The sequence below is a fragment of the Lysinibacillus sp. 54212 genome (assembly GCF_036662795.1).
GTDB lineage: Bacteria > Bacillota > Bacilli > Bacillales_A > Planococcaceae > Lysinibacillus_B.
This window is the reverse complement of sequence record NZ_JBAFWZ010000004.1, coordinates 157107-177031: the sequence shown is the minus strand read 5'-3', so window position 1 is coordinate 177031 and position 19925 is coordinate 157107. Positions and strand designations below refer to the sequence as shown.

The following is a 19925-nucleotide window of genomic DNA, read 5'->3' as shown; positions in this document are numbered from 1 at the left end:
CGCTATCGGACATCTACTGCAAATGTAATGTGATAAATGTTGTTTTACCAAGCTTTTATAATGGAGTTTTATCTGAACATTGTGGGATTTAAAGTTAACTGCACGTAAACGTTCAACTGCTGATTGTGCTTGTTTTATCTGAACATTGTGGGATTTAAAGGAATGGGCCTTCTCGTCTTTTATTGTTATTGAAACGTTTTATCTGAACATTGTGGGATTTAAAGGACGGAGAATTAGAAGTGCTATGCAATTTAACTGATGGTTTTATCTGAACATTGTGGGATTTAAAGAACTTTGACAAAGAATATCAAATGTTGAAGCACGTAGTTTTATCTGAACATTGTGGGATTTAAAGAAAATTACTCGTTGCGCAAATAACAATGATATCATGTTTTATCTGAACATTGTGGGATTTAAAGGTTGTAACAACAACGGCGTATGTATCAGGCGTATTTGTTTTATCTAAACATTGTGGGATTTAAAGTTTCGATTTGCGGAACATTCCCGCCATGCGACGTGAGTTTTATCTGAACACAAAGGGATTTAATAAGATTGAAAAGCTTTGGAGAATATTATGTTTGTCCGCGTGTTCAGATAAGATAATTCATTAAAAACAATAAAATTTTTTAAATCCCTAAAGTTCAAATAAAATTTATTCTAGAATATTGTAGTTTATTTTATCTGAAAAATCAAAAATATATTATTGATTAACATTGGTGGGAATTGTAAGATGATAAATATAAAACAATTAAATTAGGAGGGATATTTTGCGGATTAAAATACACATTGATACAAGGGTGTTGCCTCTCAAATACCGTATGTTGTTTCTTTCATTAATTAAAGAAGCTATTCGTCAAGGTGACGAAGAACTGTATCATGAGCTCTTTAAAGAAAATTTACACCAAGCAAAAAAGTATAGCTATGCTGTATTCTTAAAAAATTTTAAAAATCAAAAAGATTTATTGCATGTAGAAGGTGCAACTTTAACGATCACTTCTTCAGACCCTCACATCTCCGTTGCGCTTATTAACGGCTTTCAGCAAATTCATCATTTTACCTCTCACAACTATGAATTAAACATCACTAAAATTGATCTATTAAAAGAACAAAAAATCACAACATCGATTGTTAAGTTTAAAACATTAAATACTCTTCTGTTGGAAGATAAAGAGGACAAACCTTTACTAATTGATAATCATCGATTTGAAGATGAATTAAACTTTGTTTGCAATAGGCAGTTTGAATCGCAATTTGGTCGTCCATTGAAAAATCCGTTGAAAATACTAGCATATAATATGAAAAAACAAGTGATTCAAGAGTCAAATCGTCATGCTGATGGAAAAACACTCTATTATACTGGGCAAAAAGGGGAGTTTGTTTTATCAGGTGATCCGACAGATTTACAGTTAATTTATCAGACAGGTCTAGCCAATAGAAAATCCCAAGGATTTGGTACATTGGAGGTGGTTCAGTGTTATGACGAGAGTTATTGTGAATGATTGGATGATGTCTATGGGGACTATAGCCTTGATGAAAATAGGGCATCAGCAAAAAAATCCCCTCCATTCAAGCGCAAATGTGTTAGAGGTTCCTGTTGAGTGGATTGAGGCTTTACCTGAACGGTTGTTTTCTTACTTTATGGATAATTATAGTATTGCTAAAAAAGAAATAGATGCTCTTGAAAAATTAGTTCAAGGCGCTATGAAAGCTAAGGAAGATAAAGAGAAGTATAAAAATTATAGTAAATGGATTAATGACCGTGTGAAAAGTTATGCAGATCGAGTAAAGAAGTATTTTACTAATTACGTAGAAGACTTAACTGTTATTACAATCCATATTAAATCAGCGCTAGAAGAAAAAGATGAGGTTTTATTGAAACAGGAAATTAAGCACTATTGCGACATTTTATCTATAGAAGAAGTAAATCAGAAGCTGACCTTAAACTGGGTAAAACCAACACTTCTATCTCCATCTGGAGGACAAGTATCGTTTTTAAATGTGGCCAAGAATGGCGAAACGTATAAACAACAAATAGCAACATTTAAACGGGATTTTATTGATACGGCTGTTTGGGAACTTACACTGCAGCAATTTGTAGAAGAGCAAAATGAAACAAGCATAAATGAGCATATGAAGAGTGAAAATGCACCCAAATATGCGAAGGCTTGGGTTAAAGCGCAAAAGTCATCAAAGTTATCATGGGTAGATTATTTATCAACTGTTCCTTCATGTAGTTTAATAGAAGGCCAGTGGGGAACGATTCCGTTTGAAGAGATGTATTTCGTACCACTCGGTTTAGCAATGATGCCGAACACTGCTTGGAATGGTGATACAAGTGCTGTTCAGCATATTAGCTCATTAGCTCGCTTAATGCTATTTTTAAGCCCTTTAGGCTGTAGTCGTTATCGCCGACCAATTAACGGACAAGAACAAATGGTATTCGGCTTTTTACATGATGAAACAAATTGCGAATATACATTTACTTTAAATAATCAATTACTTAAAGCTCTGCAAAGAGATGCTCTATTTACAGATGCTTTAAAAGATACATTTAGTAAGATGAAAGAACTTGAGAATCGAAGAAAGAATGCAACAATGCTAATTGAATGGGAGACATACTATACCGCAAAGAAAACGATTTTGGAATATAAGCCGTTAAATCAGCAGTTTGTTTCATTTTTACTAAATAGCGAATCCAATAAACTGAATGTTACAACTATTAAACCTTTTTCGTTTAGAGAATCAGTAGTTAGAGCTGCTTTAGATAATCAAGATTCAAAATATTTAATTTTCAAAGAATTTAATCGGATATTAAATGAAAACGCATCATCGACATATTCCATTTATAGTGCATTACGTATGCGTGAAAGTATTTTAATGGAGGGAGGACAAGCAGTGATCACAGAACAAATGTATAAACTGGGCTATAGTTTAAATCAAAAATTGATTGGCAGTAGAAAAGAAAATGAGGACGGTTCCTATCAATCGCCCAATGAGAAAAAGTTAGCGACAATTGTGTACAGATTATTAAATGCAGCAAAAGGTGGGAATCGCCAACTGTTTTTTGATACAGCAGTAAGACTACATGTTTTGGCAAATATGAATGTGAGTAAAAATTTCACTAAATTACTTGACTCTGAAACAACTGACAAGGAGTTTGCAACAATTGCACTTGCATTTATCGCAGGCTTGACACCGAGTAAAGATAGTAAGACAAATGAAAAACCTACACCTACAGTATCATAAGGGGGCAAAAAAATGGGGAAAACATTAACTTTATCAATTGTTATGGAGGCAGCTTCACTCAACTATGGGGAGGGATTCTCAAATATTTCGGAGTTGAAAAAATTCAACCGAGCAGACGGTAACACCTATACATTTGCTTCACGTCAGTCGCTTCGTTATGATATGGTCCGCCTAGGGAATGAGTGGTACGGGTGGAACTTAGATGTGATTTCAAAGGCGAAAGGAACACTGCAATTTAATGATGATGCAACAATTGAAGATTCAGTGGAAATGGATTTATTCGGATATTTAAAGACAGGTAAAAAATCTTTAAAGCGTCCTGCTGTTGTTCGTTTAAGTCATGGTATCGCATTGGAGCCGTATACAGGAGATATGGATTTTTTAAATAATATGGGGTTAGCAGAACGTATCGGAGAAATGCCTAATCTAGCAAATATCGAAAATCATGTCAGTTTATATACGTATACAATAACGGTGGATTTAGACAAAGTAGGCGTTGATATTAACAATACTATCGAACTTTCAAATGAACAGCGTTTTGAGCGTGTGAAGCAATTTTTAGATATTGTGAAGCTGTTTTCGCGTCATATTCGTGGTCGCCAAGAAAATTTATCACCCCTATTTGTTATTGGTGGTGTATATAAAATGGCAAACCCTTTCTATCAAGGGCGTATTCAAGTAAAGCAAGGAAATTTATTGGTATCTCCACTTGTAGAGGTTGGGGAGCTAACAGCGGCTGGTGAAACAGTAAAAGATGGGACGGTTGTCGGGCTTGTTTCAGGTACATTCCAAAATGAAGCAGAGATTCGAGAAGCATTTGTGAATACAGCATCAATCGAACAGACTTTCAATACGCTTATTCAGCAAGTAGCTGAACATTATGGTGTAGCATATGAAGCAATTGCTACGGTTTAAAATCTTTCAAGAAACAGCATGTTATCAGAAGCCGTTTGCCTTTAAAGTTGGAGAAACATATCCCTTGGTCCCATTTTCTACAATAAAGGGGTTATTACATGCACTTTTAGAAGCGGATAAATATATTCCTCTAGATATTTCAATTCAAGGGAAATTTGAAACAATGCTGATCGATTATCAGAAAAAATATATGTATAAGAAAAAAGAAGCGCAAATTCCTTTTATTATTGATGGGCTGGGTGTGGAGTTAGAGCCGGAACATGTAACATCGATGCCGATGTACCAACATTTACTGTTTCATGTTGAACATGTTTTTCATGTGGATGCACAACCAGAGATTCTGCAACAACTATATGACAAGTTAACTAACCCAGATGTAACATTAAGTCTTGGCCGATGGGAAGATTTAGTGCGAATTGATGAAGTGACCTTAGTTGAAGTGACAAAAGATAAACTAACTCAACATACAAGTTATGATATATATGTTCCTGAATATGATGCCCAAGAACTTCGTGAATTTAAAGGAGAAAATAATCTAGTTGCTTATTATAGAATGCCGAAAAAATATACAATTATTAATGGTAGAAGGGTATGGGATTATTCTTCTGTAGCGCTAGTTCAACAAAATCAAAAATTTATATCTAAAATTTTAACAGATGGGGAATATCCAATATTTTTAATTAAAGGTTAGGTGGAGCTTATGTATTATGCCAAGTCAAAACCTGACATACTTTCTATCCTAGAACATACAAATGATGTTTTAGTCGCTGTAGAGATGCTTTATCATGCTTATGGTAAACATCTCTCTTTTTTTAAAGAAAAAGAGTGGGAATTGTTGCGCCTTGCAGCTTTATATCATGATATAGGAAAGTATAGTACGGGATTTCAAAACTCAATAAAAAAAGTAATTGAGGAAATAAAAGATTGTAAAACAGAAAATTATCCGCATAATTATTTGTCTGTTGCAATGGTGCCATTTGAAGAACTAGAAAATAAATATGATTTAGATGCCTTAGAGTGCATGTGTTATTCTATTGCATTTCACCATGAAAGAACAACTCAACCAAGTAAAGAAAAGGTAAAAGAAATTTTTAACCGTCAAATCTTACCATATAAAGAAAAAATAAAATATGATTTCAAGGAGATTTTAGATTTTAATTTAGAGTTTAATGAACTTTATTTAGACATTTTAGAAAAAAGAGCTAACTTATGGAAAGGGGAAGATAAAAAAAATCTTTATATCCTCCTAAAAGGTCTCCTTCATCGAGCGGATTATGCTGCATCTGCTAAAAGAAAAGAAGATAACATCGCCGATTTTATTGAGCAAGGAGTAGAAGCTTCTGTAGGTATTGCGACAGAAAGCTATTTTGAAAAAATGGGCTACAAAGAAAAAAGAGAGTTGCAGCAATTTGCATTTGAGAATCAAGATATAAACATTCTTCTTGTTGCACAAACCGGAAGTGGAAAAACAGAAGCGGCATTATTTTGGATTGGAGATAGTAAAGGATTTATTACACTTCCTTTGCGCGTTAGTATCAATGATATGTACAACCGTATCCAAAAAGAAGAGGGAATCGGATTTGAATCTACAGGACTTTTGCATTCTGGTGCTTTGGATTATTTAGTAGGAACGATGGAAGCAGATGAAGCGACATTTGGTTTGCATGCTGAATCCGTAAAAAAAGCCGCATTACTATCGTATAAATTAACACTTTCCACAATTGATCAAATTTTTAAGTTTCCGCTTTTATATCAGGGGTTTGAACGTGAACTAGCGACACTAGCTTATTCAAAAGTAGTCATTGATGAGATTCAAGCATACAATCCCCATATTGTTGCGATTTTGATAAAGGGGTTAGAGATGATTACAACGCTAGGTGGAAAGTGGATGATTATGACGGCTACACTACCAGCGATATTTAAAGAAGCACTGCAAAAGCGCGGTTTATTAAAAGAACAAGCAATCGAAAAAACAATATTGCTTCCAGATGATACAGCAGAAAACTGTGAGATACCACGTCGTCATCGCATACATGTAGTAGAGGATTCAATCTTAAATGCAGTAGAGACCATTCTAGAATATGGACAGCAGAAGAAAGTGTTAGTGGTTGTGAACACCATCAAACAGTCGATGCAGCTATATGATTTATTAAGCGAAGAAACAGAAGATGTTACCTTGTTACATTCTCAATTTATTACAAAAGACCGCCAGAAAAAAGAGCAACGAATTAAAAAGTTTGCACAACTAAACAATAATTTTTCTGGAATTTGGGTAACAACACAAGTTGTAGAAGCTTCATTAGATGTTGATTTTGATTACTTATTCACAGAAGTGGCTACACCAGATTCATTATTCCAACGTTTTGGCCGTTGCAATCGAAAAGGAAAAAGATATAAAGATTCTACAATTGTACCAACGGATCCGAATGTATTTATTTATACAGAAGAGGCCTCGGGAGTTGGATATGTTTATGAGGAAGAGATTGTAAATAACGGATTAATGTTGTTGAAAAATTATGATGGAGAATTAATGAGTGAACAAAATAAGCTAGATATTGTAGAGAACGTCTTTAGAAGAGAAAGTTTGTGCGGAACAAAATATTTAGAGCAATTCGACAAAGCGTTAGAAGAATTAGATTTTATGACACCGTTTAATAAAAAATCTACTGATGCCCAGCAGATTTTACGTAATATTCAGAGTGTCCAACTTATTCCCAGCGATAAATTATATCAAGAAGCTGAAGGATTAAGACAGCTATACTATAAAACACCTAAAAATAACGAACAAGAACGTAAAAAAATTAAAATGCAGATAGAGCAACTAACCGTATCAGTGAACAAATTCACATTAAAAATAAGAGCTAAGGAAAATGGTTTTAAAATTAATCTATTGGATGAAAGAGTGTTTCAGCATATCTATTATGCTCCGATTAATTATGAAGAAGAAAGAGGAATGGAGTATATATGTGATAGTATTGAAAGCCGATTTTTCTAACGGGGGTGAATAGAGTTGGCTGAAAAGATTGGTGGTCTTCATATTCAATATTACGCCGTATGTAAAAGAAAGTTATGGCTATATAGTAAACAGATTTCATTTGAAACAGAGCATGAGCGTGTAATAGAGGGGACATTATTACATGAAAACTCTTATAAAAGAAAAGATAAAGAGCTAATGGTTGATGAGTATGCCAAAATTGATGTACTAGATAGCGACTACATTCAAGAAACAAAACTATCTAGTAAAATGCAAAAAGTAGATGAATTGCAGCTATTATATTATCTTTATTTGTTAAAAAAGCGTGGAATAGAGAAGCGTGGGAAAATTGCATATACAAAAGAGAAAAAAGTAATTGAAGTCACTTTAGACGAAGAAAAAGAGACGATGATAAAAAAGACGATTGCGGAAGTATATAAAATTATCGATCAGGAATATGCCCCAAAATTAAAAAAGCTAAGCTACTGTAAAAGTTGTGCATACTATGATTTTTGCTTTTCGATAGAGGATGGTGAAGAAGATGCAACGTGATTTGTTTATGTTTTCCAATGGACGGGTTCAGCGGAAGGATAACACTATTTATATTGTCAATGAGGAAGGAAAAAAGCGGGCTGTTCCAGTTGAGCAAATTGAAAATATTCATTTGTTCGGAGAAATAGATTTAAATACATCATTTTTAAATTTTATGGGGCAAAGAGAAGTAGCGCTTCATTTTTATAATTACTACGGTTTTTATACCGGCAGCTTTTATCCAAGAGAGCAAAAAATTTCAGGTTTTGTCACAGTGAAGCAGAGCGAGCATTACTTGCATAAGGAAAAACGTTTAGAATTAGCGAAGGCTTTTGTATCTGCAAGTACTTTTCATATGATTCGTCTTTGTCGCAAAAAGAAAAATGTGCAGTCTGAATATGTTAAGGAAATTCAAAAACTTTATAAAGATATTGAGCAAGCAACAACAGTCCAGCAAGTAATGGGGACTGAAGGAATGATTCGGCAAAACTATTACCGGGCATTGAATGAAATGATTCCTGAGGAGTTTTGCTTCGAAGAGAGAAATAAAAGGCCACCAAGAGATCCCTTTAATGCTTTAATTTCATTTGGAAATACAATGATGTATACGGCAGTTCTTGGGGAGGTATATAAAACACAATTGAATCCGACTGTCAGTTATCTTCATGAACCATCTCAAAGGAGATTTTCGTTATGCCTAGATATTGCTGAAATTTTTAAGCCTTTATTTGTCGATGCCTTATTATTAGCGCTAGTAAATAAGAAGCAAATTAAATCTCAACACTTTGAAGATCATGAAGGCATGGTGTATTTAAATGAAGAAGGGCGTAAAATTGTTATTGCAGAATTTGATGAAAAATTTAAAACAACGGTCCGACATCGAAAGCTAAACCGCAATGTTTCCTATCGTAATTTAATTCGTTTAGAGTGTTACAAATTAATCAAACACGTAATTAATGATACAAAATACGAGCCATTGAAAGCGTGGTGGTAGTATGTATGTAATTATTACATATGATGTAAATGTCAAACGTGTTTCAAAAGTGTGTAAAAAGTTAAAAGAGCATCTTACATGGACACAAAACTCCGTATTTGAGGGAGAGATAACTAAAACACAATTTATGAAATGTCGCCAAGAGGTGGAGCGAATTTTAGATACAAGTGAGGATAGCATTTATTATTATATTGTTGCCAATCCAAAACATTTGAAAAAAGAATTCGTAGGGCATGAAAAAGGTGATTTCGACTTATTCTTCTGAGTTGGTGCATTCTGGTAATTGTTGTGATAAGCTAGAAAAATATTGATGTATCAACGTTTTTAAAACTTTTTGTAAATTAACATTTTACACGACTGGACATCTGCTGCAATAAGGATGTTATAAATGTTGTTATATCAGTATTTGAGTGCAGGGTTTTATCTGAACGTAGTGGGATTTAAAGCAGAAATTTCATCGAATGTAAGGTGTTCATAACCCGTTTTATCTGAACGTAGTGGGATTTAAAGTTTTCGGTGTTGCGGATCGTATCGGCAAAGTTGTACGCGTTTTATCTGAACGTAGTGGGATTTAAAGGTCTGATTGATGTAGAGGAAAAGCTACCTCATCGTTGTTTTATCTGAACGTAGTGGGATTTAAAGGAACGCTTCAATCTTGCTTTAGAAATTGCATTTGAGTTTTATCTGAACGTAGTGGGATTTAAAGATAGCACAAGCGCTTTGCACGTATTATCACGAACACAAACGTTTTATCTGAACGTAGTGGGATTTAAAGGGATCATCTCTCTTTCAAATTGTGCGAGTGCTGCCAGTTTTATCTGAACGTAGTGGGATTTAAAGTTGGATTGAAAGTAAAAGAGGTGCGTGAAAATCGTGTTTTATCTGAACGTAGTGGGATTTAAAGGATGGCACTCTCGATATAAAAGGACAAGAAAGTTTTGGTTTTATCTGAACGTAGTGGGATTTAAAGCTTTATAAGGGGTAGATATCTCTTGGGCAGAAAAAGTTTTATCTGAACGTAGTGGGATTTAAAGCAATATGCGTATGGATACAACAACAAATGAAATTTTGGTTTTATCTGAACGTAGTGGGATTTAAAGTTGCAAATTACTGCAAAAAAAGTAGCTAAAGATTTGGGTTTTATCTGAACGTAGTGGGATTTAAAGTTTAGAGATGATCCAGGGGGCTTTAATATTACGAAGTTTTATCTGAACGTAGTGGGATTTAAAGAATGAATATACACCAGAAATCATTGTTCAGCTTCGTGTTTTATCTGAACGTAGTGGGATTTAAAGAAATACTTTTGTTCGATTTCATCCCTAATTTCAGCGTTTTATCTGAACGTAGTGGGATTTAAAGTTTCAACACGCGCGGTTTTCGGTGCTTCTTCATAAGTTTTATCTGAACGTAGTGGGATTTAAAGACCGATGTGCATCGCAAAAAAAAGCAAATTTCGCTGTTTTATCTGAACGTAGTGGGATTTAAAGTTAACTCAACTTCGTCACATTCCACTTCGTCTTCATGTTTTATCTGAACGTAGTGGGATTTAAAGATTCCAATACTACAGGGGTGATTATTGACACAAGACAGTTTTATCTGAACGTAGTGGGATTTAAAGAAAAACAAATTGGAAGCGGTTCATCTTGGAGAAAAGTTTTATCTGAACGTAGTGGGATTTAAAGAATTTTTTTAACATCTTCCAATGAACGGAATTGTGGTTTTATCTGAACGTAGTGGGATTTAAAGCTGCAACAAGTGCTGGTACATCTTCACGAGCGTGTGCGTTTTATCTGAACGTAGTGGGATTTAAAGCACTATAGAAGCGCTCTACTGGTCTTACAGCTGCGTGTTTTATCTGAACGTAGTGGGATTTAAAGTTTGTTATAGGATATGGAGTTTCGTTGTTCACTTTTGTTTTATCTGAACGTAGTGGGATTTAAAGTATAGAGCGCTTTTATTAATTCAATAAGCATTTCCGTTTTATCTGAACGTAGTGGGATTTAAAGTCGCTTGAATACACTTTTATTTTTTGACTGTTAGTTGTTTTATCTGAACGTAGTGGGATTTAAAGGAATCATATTTTGAATTAGATTCTGCTGAATTGTTGTTTTATCTGAACGTAGTGGGATTTAAAGATAGAAGTGAATATAGATACTGTTTATTTACGTACAAGTTTTATCTGAACGTAGTGGGATTTAAAGTTGCTATTTTTTCTCTCACTAAACACCCACAACTCGTTTTATCTGAACGTAGTGGGATTTAAAGGATTCAACTGCTACCTTTTGAGCTCGTAATTCATCGACGTTTTATCTGAACGTAGTGGGATTTAAAGTTCCAACAAAGGCGGCTCCGAAGGTACAGGGAATAAGTTTTATCTGAACGTAGTGGGATTTAAAGCTTTTAAATCGTCCAGTGGACCACCGCGAACATTACGTTTTATCTGAACGTAGTGGGATTTAAAGTTCCCTTCTTGCTGCGCTTTTAAATTTTCAACAATGTTTTATCTGAACGTAGTGGGATTTAAAGGTCCATGTGGCTACTTGAACTGTTGTAATAGCTTTTGTTTTATCTGAACGTAGTGGGATTTAAAGACGCTAGTTACTGCTACAGAATTAATTGGTGGATATGGTTTTATCTGAACGTAGTGGGATTTAAAGGAATGGCATCACCCGTAACGTCAACATCTAACACTGTTTTATCTGAACGTAGTGGGATTTAAAGTTGAAGTCGTTCCCTAATTCAGCATAGTTTGCTATCTGTTTTATCTGAACGTAGTGGGATTTAAAGATCAATGGAAACTAACCCCCCATAGTCAATAGCACGTTTTATCTGAACGTAGTGGGATTTAAAGCCAATTTATCGATGTACGGCTTATGGTATAACTCCTCGTTTTATCTGAACGTAGTGGGATTTAAAGTTCCACAACGGATCGAATATCGAATGAGTTGTCAATGTTTTATCTGAACGTAGTGGGATTTAAAGGCACACGCTTCTACTGGATCAACGTCCCAGACAGACTCGTTTTATCTGAACGTAGTGGGATTTAAAGTTTTTCCCGTTCGAATTGTAAGGGAAGAAATTGATTGTTTTATCTGAACGTAGTGGGATTTAAAGGTAATAGATTGGTGTGTGGAGACATTCGAGAAATATGTTTTATCTGAACGTAGTGGGATTTAAAGTTGACAATTACTGCAAAAAAAGTAGCTAAAGATTTGGTTTTATCTGAACGTAGTGGGATTTAAAGATAATTCATAAATATATAATATGTGAGTGGGGCATTGTTTTATCTGAACGTAGTGGGATTTAAAGTTATATATGATGGATTAGGTTGCGTTAAATCTACAGGTTTTATCTGAACGTAGTGGGATTTAAAGGTATAATGTTTACATCTAGCATATTGGATAGCTCAGTTTTATCTGAACGTAGTGGGATTTAAAGTGAAGAATTGCTGTTCCATTTCGTAGGTGCTCCGGTCGTTTTATCTGAACGTAGTGGGATTTAAAGGATTTTTTTGATACGCCCTTGTTTCTCTCATGTTTGAGTTTTATCTGAACGTAGTGGGATTTAAAGTGTCCAGACATGTTAAGCAGCCAGCGACCATCTTCTGGTTTTATCTGAACGTAGTAGGATTTAAAGGTTGCAGGGTTAGCTACAGCCGCTGTTGCTGTCGGGTTTTATCTGAACGTAGTGGGATTTAAAGTTCGGTATGCTGTACTTTCCTGCAGCAATTACAAGTGTGTTTTATCTAAACGTAGTGGGATTTAAAGTAAACACGAATAGTTTGTTATCTAAATCTAGCTCGATAGTTTTATCTGAACGTAGTTCGAATTTGTGTTTCCATACTATCAACATTTTGATACTTCTTAAAATACAACATCTACACCAAAAAAATCCCCCCCACAACCCCAAAATTGTTTTTCCCCCAATAATCAGTACAATAGAGAAGAATGAATCCAAATGAAAATTCTACATTAGTAAAAGGGAAGTGATTTTGTGGCGCGAGGAGTTTATATTCATATCCCTTTTTGTCATCAAATTTGTAATTATTGTGATTTTAATAAAGTGTTCTTTAAAAATCAGCCGGTCGATGAGTATATCGAGGCGCTCGGGCAGGAGATGGCGCTGACGGTGGCGGCGATGCCGGATGCGTTTGCTCAAATAGAAACGGTTTTTCTTGGTGGCGGGACACCGACAGCGTTGTCTGCTCCTCAAATTGATCGTTTAATGGAACATATTCATGCGCATATTCCGATGGGAAATGTGACAGAATTTACATCAGAGGCTAATCCTGATGAATTGTCTGAGGATAAGCTGCAGGCGCTTTTTCGAGGCGGTGTGAATCGTTTAAGTATGGGTGTGCAGTCGTTCGACCCGGGCTTGCTTCATAAAATTGGCCGTACCCATTCAAATGAGCATGTGTATGAAACGATTGCTCTTGCTAAAAAAGTTGGGTTTGAGAATATTAGCATTGATCTGATGTACGGTCTGCCAGGGCAAACGATGGAGCAGTGGACGGAAACGCTGGAAAAGGCGCTCTCGTTAGATTTACCTCATTACTCGGCTTATTCGTTAATCGTGGAGCCGAAGACGATTTTTTACATCCAGTATGCGAAGGGCAAGCTCGCTCTTCCGACAGAGGATTTAGAGGCGGATATGTACGACGTTTTAATGAAGAGAATGGAGGAGCATGGCCTGCAGCAATATGAAATAAGTAATTTTGCAAAGCCTGGCTTCCTTTCTACACATAATAAAATTTATTGGGACAATGATGAGTATGCAGGCTTTGGTGCAGGGGCACATGGCTACTTGGACGGAGTGCGCTATTCGAACCATGGTCCGATTAAAAAATACATTGAAGCCGTAGCAGAAGGTATACGACCAATCGTTAGTGAGCATAAAGTATCTATGGAAGAAAAATTGGAGGAGCAAATGTTTTTAGGCTTACGTAAAGTAGAAGGTGTGCCTAGCGAAACCTTCCTTCAAAAATTCGGTGAACCATTAGAAAACCACTACGGAGAAGTCATCTCAAAGCTTGAACGGGACGGGCTAATACAAGCGGATTCAACGGGTGTTCGGTTAACGAGAAAGGGTCGATTTGTCGGAAATGAAGTTTTTCAACAATTTTTATTAGAACATTGAGCGATTCCGTTGACAGATAAAAAGGGATTTGTTAATTTAATAATAGTATTAGCACTCCCTAATGATGAGTGCTAACAGAGGTGATGGACATGTTAACAAATCGGCAGTTACAAATACTACAAGTTATCGTTGATGATTTTGTGACGTCTGCCCAGCCAGTTGGTTCACGCCAAATTTCCAAGAAGGATTGGATTACGTTCAGTCCAGCGACCATTCGTAATGAAATGGCGGATCTAGAGGAATTAGGTTTTCTAGAGAAAACACACACCTCATCTGGACGAGTTCCTTCAGAAAAAGGCTATCGATTTTATGTGGACCATTTGTTGCAGCCTCAAATCATGTCAGCTGACGAAGTAACTCAAATTCATTCGATGTTTAAGACTCAAATCGTTGAAGCAGAGCAATTGATACGGGAGTCAGCAAATATTTTGTCGGAGCTTACGACATATACGACGATTTTACTTGGACCAGATGTGCAAAAGCATAAGGTAAAAAGGTTCCAAATTGTTCCGCTTTCGGAGCAAAGTGCAGTTGCAATAATCGTGACGGACAATGGTCATGTTGAAAACAGATTGTTAACCTTACCGCCAGCGTTTAGTCCTTCCGATATTGAGAAAATGGTGAACATTTTAAATGAGCGCTTAATCGGCGTTTCGTTGCATGATCTCCATCGAAAACTAGAGGTAGAGGCGCTTGCTGTACTAAAGCAGCACGTCCGAACAGCTGATGATGTGATTCAATCCTTAATCGGCATTTCTTCTGGGCAAAATGAAGGAAAGATTTATTACGGTGGTAAAACAAATATGTTGAACCAGCCAGAGTTCCACGATTTAAATAAAGTCCGCATGCTGATGGAATTAATGGAAAAGGAAAGTCAATTGCAATCCTTGTTCAAGCCTAATAATACAGGCATCCAAATTCGTATCGGCTCGGAAAATAACCATTTAGCGATGGAAAATTGTAGTGTCATTACCGCCTCGTTTTTAGTCGGTGAAGAACAGCATGGCTCAATTGCGATTATTGGCCCGACACGTATGGATTACCAGCGCGTTGTGACCATTTTAGACATTATGAGCCGGGGTTTAACAAATGCGCTATCACAGCGGAATGATTAGCTATAAGGAGGATTACGAGTGTCTAATTCGACAGAAAGTAAAGAAACGAATGAAACAGTAGAAAACCTAGTTGAAGCAACAGAAGCAACAGAAGTAGTAGAAGAAGTTGTGCTAGATGAAAAGGAACAGAAAATCCAGGAGCTAGAACAAAAGCTAGCCGAGGAGGAAAATCGTTACCTACGCTTACGTGCAGATTATGACAATATGCTACGTCGTCAAAAGCTTGACCGCGAAGCAGCAGAGAAATTCCGTGCACAAAGCTTATTAACGGATTTACTACCAGTGCTTGATAACCTTGAGCGTGCACTGCAAGTAGAAGTAACTTCTGAAGAGGCAACTTCATTATATAAAGGTGTTGAAATGGTTTATCGCCAATTCGTTGATGCGGCAAATCGTGAAGGCTTAGAGGCAATCGCAGCTGAAGGAGTAGCGTTCGATCCGAATGTACACCAAGCAGTGATGCAAGAGCAGGACAGCGAAAAAGAAGCTGGAATAGTGCTTCGTGAGCTTCAAAAAGGCTATCTATTAAAAGATCGCGTATTACGTCCAGCAATGGTTTCAGTAAACGAATAATCACTACTACCACAAATTGTGTGTAACTATTAGGAGGAAAATAATTATGAGCAAAATTATCGGTATTGACTTAGGTACAACAAACTCTTGTGTTTCTGTATTAGAAGGCGGCGAGCCAAAAGTAATCCCAAATCCAGAGGGTAACCGTACGACTCCATCTGTCGTAGCATTCAAAAACGGTGAAAAACAAGTGGGTGAGGTTGCAAAGCGCCAAGCAGTAACAAATCCAAACACAATCATTTCTGTTAAATCACTAATGGGAACTGCTGAAAAAGTAAAAGCAGAAGATAAAGAATATACACCACAGGAAGTATCAGCAATGATTCTTCAATACTTAAAAGGCTATGCTGAAGAATATCTTGGTGAAGCAGTAACAAAAGCAGTTATTACAGTTCCTGCTTACTTCAACGATGCGCAGCGTCAAGCAACTAAAGATGCTGGTAAAATCGCTGGCTTAGAAGTTGAGCGTATCATTAACGAGCCAACTGCAGCTGCACTTGCATACGGCTTAGACAAACAAGATGTAGATCAAAAAATCCTAGTGTTCGACCTTGGTGGTGGTACATTCGACGTGTCAATCCTTGAATTAGGTGACGGCGTATTCGAAGTACTTGCAACTGCAGGTGACAACAAGCTTGGTGGAGACGACTTTGACCAAAAAATCATTGATTTCTTAGTTGAAGAATTCCGCAAAGAAAACGGTATCGACTTATCTAAAGACAAAATGGCTATGCAACGCCTTAAAGATGCAGCTGAAAAAGCGAAAAAAGACTTATCAGGTGTAACAAATACACAAATTTCTTTACCATTCATCACAGCAGGTGCTGAAGGTCCACTTCACTTAGAGGTGTCTCTATCTCGTGCGAAATTCGATGACTTAACGCGTGATCTTGTAGAGCGTACAATCGTGCCTACTCGTCAAGCTCTATCAGATGCAGGTCTGTCCTCTTCTGAATTAGATAAAGTTATCCTAGTAGGTGGTTCTACTCGTATTCCTGCAGTAGTAGAAGCAATCAAAAATGCAACAGGTCATGAGCCACACAAAGGTGTAAACCCTGACGAAGTAGTAGCAATGGGTGCTGCTGTTCAAGGTGGCGTATTAACAGGTGACGTAAAAGATATCGTTCTTCTTGACGTAACACCATTATCACTTGGTATCGAAACAATGGGTGGCGTGTTCACGAAGTTAATCGACCGTAACACGACAATTCCAACGTCTAAATCTCAAGTATTCTCAACTGCAGCGGATAACCAACCAGCAGTAGACATTCACGTACTACAAGGTGAGCGTTCAATGGCAGCGGACAACAAAACGCTTGGTCGCTTCCAATTATCAGATATTCCACCAGCACCACGTGGAGTGCCACAAATCGAAGTAACATTCGATATCGACAAAAACGGTATTGTATCTGTAAAAGCAAAAGACCTTGGTACAAACAAAGAGCAAACAATCGTAATTCAATCTGATTCTGGTTTATCAGACGAAGAAATCGAGCGTATGGTAAAAGACGCGGAAGCAAATGCTGAAGCAGATGCACAACGTAAAGAAGAAGCAGATCTTCGCAATGAAGCGGACCAATTAGTATTCCAAGTTGACAAAACAGTTACTGACCTTGGTGAGCAAATCTCTGAAGAAGAGAAAAAATCTGTTGAAGATGCACGTGATGAGCTAAAAGCTGCTCTAGAAAAAGGCGAGCTAGAAGGCATCAAAGCGGCAAAAGAAAAATTAGAAGGCATCCTACAACCACTTGTAATGAAAGTATACGAGCAAGCGGCAGCAGCAGCACAAGCAGCTGGCGGTGCAGAAGGCTTCGACGGCGCAGCAGACGCTGGCAAAAAAGACGACGGCATTGTAGATGCAGACTTTGAAGAAGTAAAAGACGACAAATAATATACAATAGCTGAGCGATGTGCTTCGGCAAGGTGAAAAAGTCAAAGCCGGAAATCGGACTTTGACTTTTTCACTGTTACAGGATATGCGTAAAAGGATCGACATAATTTGAGTATCGTTATTTCTTGAACCAAAACCGTATCATATAGTATATTTCGTTGATTGTAGTGAAAGGCGGCGACTCCTGCGGGAAAGCGGAGTGATGAGACCCCGCAGGAAATTTATTTGCGACGAAAGCGCAGCGACAGGAGCACCTTGCGACGAGGAGGCTCAGCGCTTCGCCCGCGGAAAGCGCCCGCCTGCAACGGAAATCAACAATTCACCAACATATGAACGGAACGAAAATAACTAAGCACTAACGATATACATCAAATTTTGAACATGTTACAATAAACGTTATGTAAAAAGAGCGGAGAGTGAACGATGAGTAAGCGCGATTACTATGAAGTACTTGGCCTAGCAAAAGGCGCAAGTAAAGACGAAATTAAAAAAGCCTATCGTAAATTATCGAAACAATACCACCCAGACATTAACAAAGAACCTGGAGCAGACGAAAAGTTTAAAGAAATAGCTGAAGCCTACGAAGTTCTTTCAGACGAACAAAAACGTGCTCGCTACGACCAATTCGGTCACGAAGATCCACAAGCTGGCTTTGGCGGCGGTGGATTCGGCGGAGGCGGCTTTGGCGGCTTTGAAGATATTTTCTCATCCTTCTTCGGAGGCGGTGGACGTCGTCAAGATCCTAACGCACCTCGTAAAGGGGACGATTTACAATTCCGAATGAATATCGACTTTATGGAAGCGGTATTCGGTAAAGAAACAGAAGTAGAAATTCCGAACGAAGAAACTTGTGATACATGTAATGGCTCTGGTGCAAAACCAGGAACAACACCACAAGCATGTTCACACTGTAACGGTGCTGGTGAGATCAATCAAGCAGTCGACACACCATTTGGTCGAATGATGAATCGACGTACTTGTCCAAGCTGTCGCGGTGCAGGTAAACTGATCGTAGAAAAATGTACAACTTGCCGTGGAGCAGGGAAAGTACAAAAACGTAAGAAAATTAAAGTTAATATCCCAGCTGGTGTTGATGATGGTCAACAGCTACGTGTTTCTGGTCAAGGTGAGCCAGGCATTAATGGAGGCCCAGCAGGTGATTTATACATCGTCTTCTCTGTTCGAGATCATGAACAATTCGAACGCGATGGAGATGATATTTACTACGAATTAAAATTAACATTCCCTCAAGCATCACTAGGGGATGAAATTGAAGTACCAACAGTTCATGGAAAAGTAAAATTAAAAATCCCTGCAGGTACACAATCTGGTGCACAATTCCGTATTAAAGATAAAGGTGTAAAAAATGTACATGGCTATGGTACAGGGCATCAGTACGTCATTGTAAAAGTTATGACACCAGCAAAGCTGACAGAAAAGCAAAAGCAGCTGCTGCGTGAATTTGCAGAAATTAGTGGCGATATTCCGGAAGAACAGGGCAGCTCACTGTTAGATAAATTAAAACGAAAAATTAAAGGCGAATAAAAAGGAGTGGATTGCAAGTGACATGGATTGAATTATCAGTTTTAACGACGCATGAAGCCGTTGAAGCTGTTTCAAACATATTACATGAAGCGGGAGCTAGCGGTGTTGTCATCGAGGATTCAAAGGAATTAACGAAAGAGCGAGTTGACCAGTTCGGTGAAATTTATGCGTTAAATCCAGATGATTTCCCTAAAAACGGGGTCGTAGTGAAAGCCTATTTATCAGCGACAAGCTTTTTAGCTGAAACCGTTGAAGAAATCAAACTTGCAATTGCTAACCTAGTAAACTTTGATATTAATATCGGTGAAAATGTTTTAACGATGTGCGAAGTAAATGAGGAAGACTGGGCAACAGCATGGAAACAATATTATCATCCTGTCAAAATTTCAGAGCGTTTTACGATTGTACCGACTTGGGAACAATATACGCCAGTAAAAACAGACGAATTAATTATCGAGCTTGATCCAGGTATGGCATTTGGTACAGGTACACATCCAACAACGGTGATGTGTTTACAGGCACTCGAAACGGTTGTTCAACCGGGAGATACAGTCATTGATATTGGCACAGGCTCAGGTGTATTATCGATTGGTGCTGCGATGCTTGGTGCAAAGAGCGTGCATGCCCTTGATTTAGATGAGGTCGCTGTTCGCTCTGCTATTGAAAATATCGAGTTAAATAAAGTACAAAACATTGTTAGTGTGTTCCACGGTAACCTACTCGACACAGTAAAAGAGCAGGCAGACGTTGTCGTTGCAAATATTTTAGCGGATATTATTATGTCGTTTACAGATGATGCCTTTACAATTGTAAAACCAGGTGGGCTTTATGTAACATCAGGCATTATCGGTGCTAAAAAAGACGAAGTAAAAGAAGCATTAGAGCGTTCAGGCTTTACAATTGAAGAAGTGTTAATGATGGAGGACTGGGTAGCCATTATTGCTCGTCGTCCACACGAATAAAGAAAAAGCTCAGCATCTCGCCTATTCCCTAGGCGAGATG

General features: G+C 37.4%; 14 protein-coding genes and 2 CRISPR repeat arrays. All 14 genes read left to right on the top strand.

What is annotated here, in order from left to right; translation table 11 throughout:
• Positions 1-65: 65 nt before the first annotated feature.
• Positions 66-484: a CRISPR direct-repeat array (repeat unit 29 nt; unit sequence GTTTTATCTGAACATTGTGGGATTTAAAG).
• Positions 485-767: 283 nt separating this feature from the next.
• On the top strand, positions 768-1499 hold the full coding sequence (cas6, locus tag V4T18_RS04615; RefSeq protein WP_332646996.1) for a CRISPR-associated endoribonuclease Cas6: 732 nt from the start codon (positions 768-770) through the stop codon (positions 1497-1499).
• On the top strand, positions 1477-3246 hold the full coding sequence (locus V4T18_RS04610; protein ID WP_332646994.1) for a hypothetical protein: 1770 nt from the start codon (positions 1477-1479) through the stop codon (positions 3244-3246). The genes cas6 and V4T18_RS04610 overlap by 23 nt, the downstream gene beginning before the upstream one ends.
• Before the next feature lie 12 nt (positions 3247-3258).
• Positions 3259-4161 carry a type I-B CRISPR-associated protein Cas7/Cst2/DevR gene (gene cas7i / locus V4T18_RS04605; RefSeq protein ID WP_332646992.1) on the top strand — a complete coding sequence of 301 codons (903 nt, stop codon included), beginning with the start codon at positions 3259-3261 and terminating at the stop codon, positions 4159-4161.
• Complete coding sequence (cas5b, locus tag V4T18_RS04600) at positions 4139-4852, top strand: type I-B CRISPR-associated protein Cas5b (RefSeq protein ID WP_332646990.1); 714 nt, start codon at positions 4139-4141, stop codon at positions 4850-4852. The genes cas7i and cas5b overlap by 23 nt, the downstream gene beginning before the upstream one ends.
• A gap of 9 nt (positions 4853-4861) precedes the next feature.
• The gene (gene cas3 / locus V4T18_RS04595) at positions 4862-7156 is read left to right on the top strand and encodes a CRISPR-associated helicase Cas3' (RefSeq protein WP_332646989.1); all 2295 of its coding nucleotides are present in this window, start codon (positions 4862-4864) and stop codon (positions 7154-7156) included.
• Between the two features lie 15 nt (positions 7157-7171).
• Positions 7172-7687 (top strand): CRISPR-associated protein Cas4, encoded by a 516-nt coding sequence (cas4, locus tag V4T18_RS04590; RefSeq protein ID WP_332646988.1) that lies wholly within the window; start codon positions 7172-7174, stop codon positions 7685-7687.
• The gene (gene cas1b / locus V4T18_RS04585) at positions 7665-8660 is read left to right on the top strand and encodes a type I-B CRISPR-associated endonuclease Cas1b (protein ID WP_332646986.1); all 996 of its coding nucleotides are present in this window, start codon (positions 7665-7667) and stop codon (positions 8658-8660) included. Before cas4 ends, cas1b begins: the two co-directional genes overlap by 23 nt.
• A gap of 1 nt (position 8661) precedes the next feature.
• On the top strand, positions 8662-8925 hold the full coding sequence (cas2, locus tag V4T18_RS04580) for a CRISPR-associated endonuclease Cas2 (RefSeq protein WP_332646984.1): 264 nt from the start codon (positions 8662-8664) through the stop codon (positions 8923-8925).
• 152 nt (positions 8926-9077) lie between these two features.
• A CRISPR array of direct repeats spans positions 9078-12427; the repeat unit is 29 nt; unit sequence GTTTTATCTGAACGTAGTGGGATTTAAAG.
• A gap of 226 nt (positions 12428-12653) precedes the next feature.
• Positions 12654-13799, top strand: a complete 1146-nt coding sequence (hemW, locus tag V4T18_RS04575) for a radical SAM family heme chaperone HemW (protein ID WP_332646982.1) — start codon at positions 12654-12656, stop codon at positions 13797-13799.
• Positions 13800-13888: 89 nt separating this feature from the next.
• On the top strand, positions 13889-14914 hold the full coding sequence (gene hrcA, locus V4T18_RS04570; RefSeq protein WP_332646981.1) for a heat-inducible transcriptional repressor HrcA: 1026 nt from the start codon (positions 13889-13891) through the stop codon (positions 14912-14914).
• A gap of 18 nt (positions 14915-14932) precedes the next feature.
• A complete protein-coding gene (grpE, locus tag V4T18_RS04565) occupies positions 14933-15487 on the top strand; it encodes a nucleotide exchange factor GrpE (protein WP_332646979.1) in 555 nt (184 codons plus the stop codon).
• 46 nt (positions 15488-15533) lie between these two features.
• Positions 15534-17378, top strand: a complete 1845-nt coding sequence (dnaK, locus tag V4T18_RS04560) for a molecular chaperone DnaK (RefSeq protein ID WP_332646977.1) — start codon at positions 15534-15536, stop codon at positions 17376-17378.
• Between the two features lie 423 nt (positions 17379-17801).
• Positions 17802-18923, top strand: coding sequence for a molecular chaperone DnaJ (gene dnaJ / locus V4T18_RS04555; protein WP_332646975.1), 1122 nt, complete (start codon positions 17802-17804; stop codon positions 18921-18923).
• 17 nt (positions 18924-18940) lie between these two features.
• Positions 18941-19885 (top strand): 50S ribosomal protein L11 methyltransferase, encoded by a 945-nt coding sequence (gene prmA, locus V4T18_RS04550; RefSeq protein ID WP_332646974.1) that lies wholly within the window; start codon positions 18941-18943, stop codon positions 19883-19885.
• Positions 19886-19925: the final 40 nt, after the last annotated feature.

Bases quoted from the DNA above. Each gene is read 5' to 3' on its own strand.
- cas7i (WP_332646992.1), top strand. From the start codon at position 3,259: ATGGGGAAAACATTAACTTTATCAATTGTTATGGAGGCAGCTTCACTC.
- cas2 (WP_332646984.1), top strand. From the start codon at position 8,662: ATGTATGTAATTATTACATATGATGTAAATGTCAAACGTGTTTCAAAA.
- cas5b (WP_332646990.1), top strand. From the start codon at position 4,139: ATGAAGCAATTGCTACGGTTTAAAATCTTTCAAGAAACAGCATGTTAT.
- dnaJ (WP_332646975.1), top strand. From the start codon at position 17,802: ATGAGTAAGCGCGATTACTATGAAGTACTTGGCCTAGCAAAAGGCGCA.
- hrcA (WP_332646981.1), top strand. From the start codon at position 13,889: ATGTTAACAAATCGGCAGTTACAAATACTACAAGTTATCGTTGATGAT.
- dnaK (WP_332646977.1), top strand. From the start codon at position 15,534: ATGAGCAAAATTATCGGTATTGACTTAGGTACAACAAACTCTTGTGTT.
- cas3 (WP_332646989.1), top strand. From the start codon at position 4,862: ATGTATTATGCCAAGTCAAAACCTGACATACTTTCTATCCTAGAACAT.
- cas1b (WP_332646986.1), top strand. From the start codon at position 7,665: ATGGTGAAGAAGATGCAACGTGATTTGTTTATGTTTTCCAATGGACGG.
- V4T18_RS04610 (WP_332646994.1), top strand. From the start codon at position 1,477: ATGACGAGAGTTATTGTGAATGATTGGATGATGTCTATGGGGACTATA.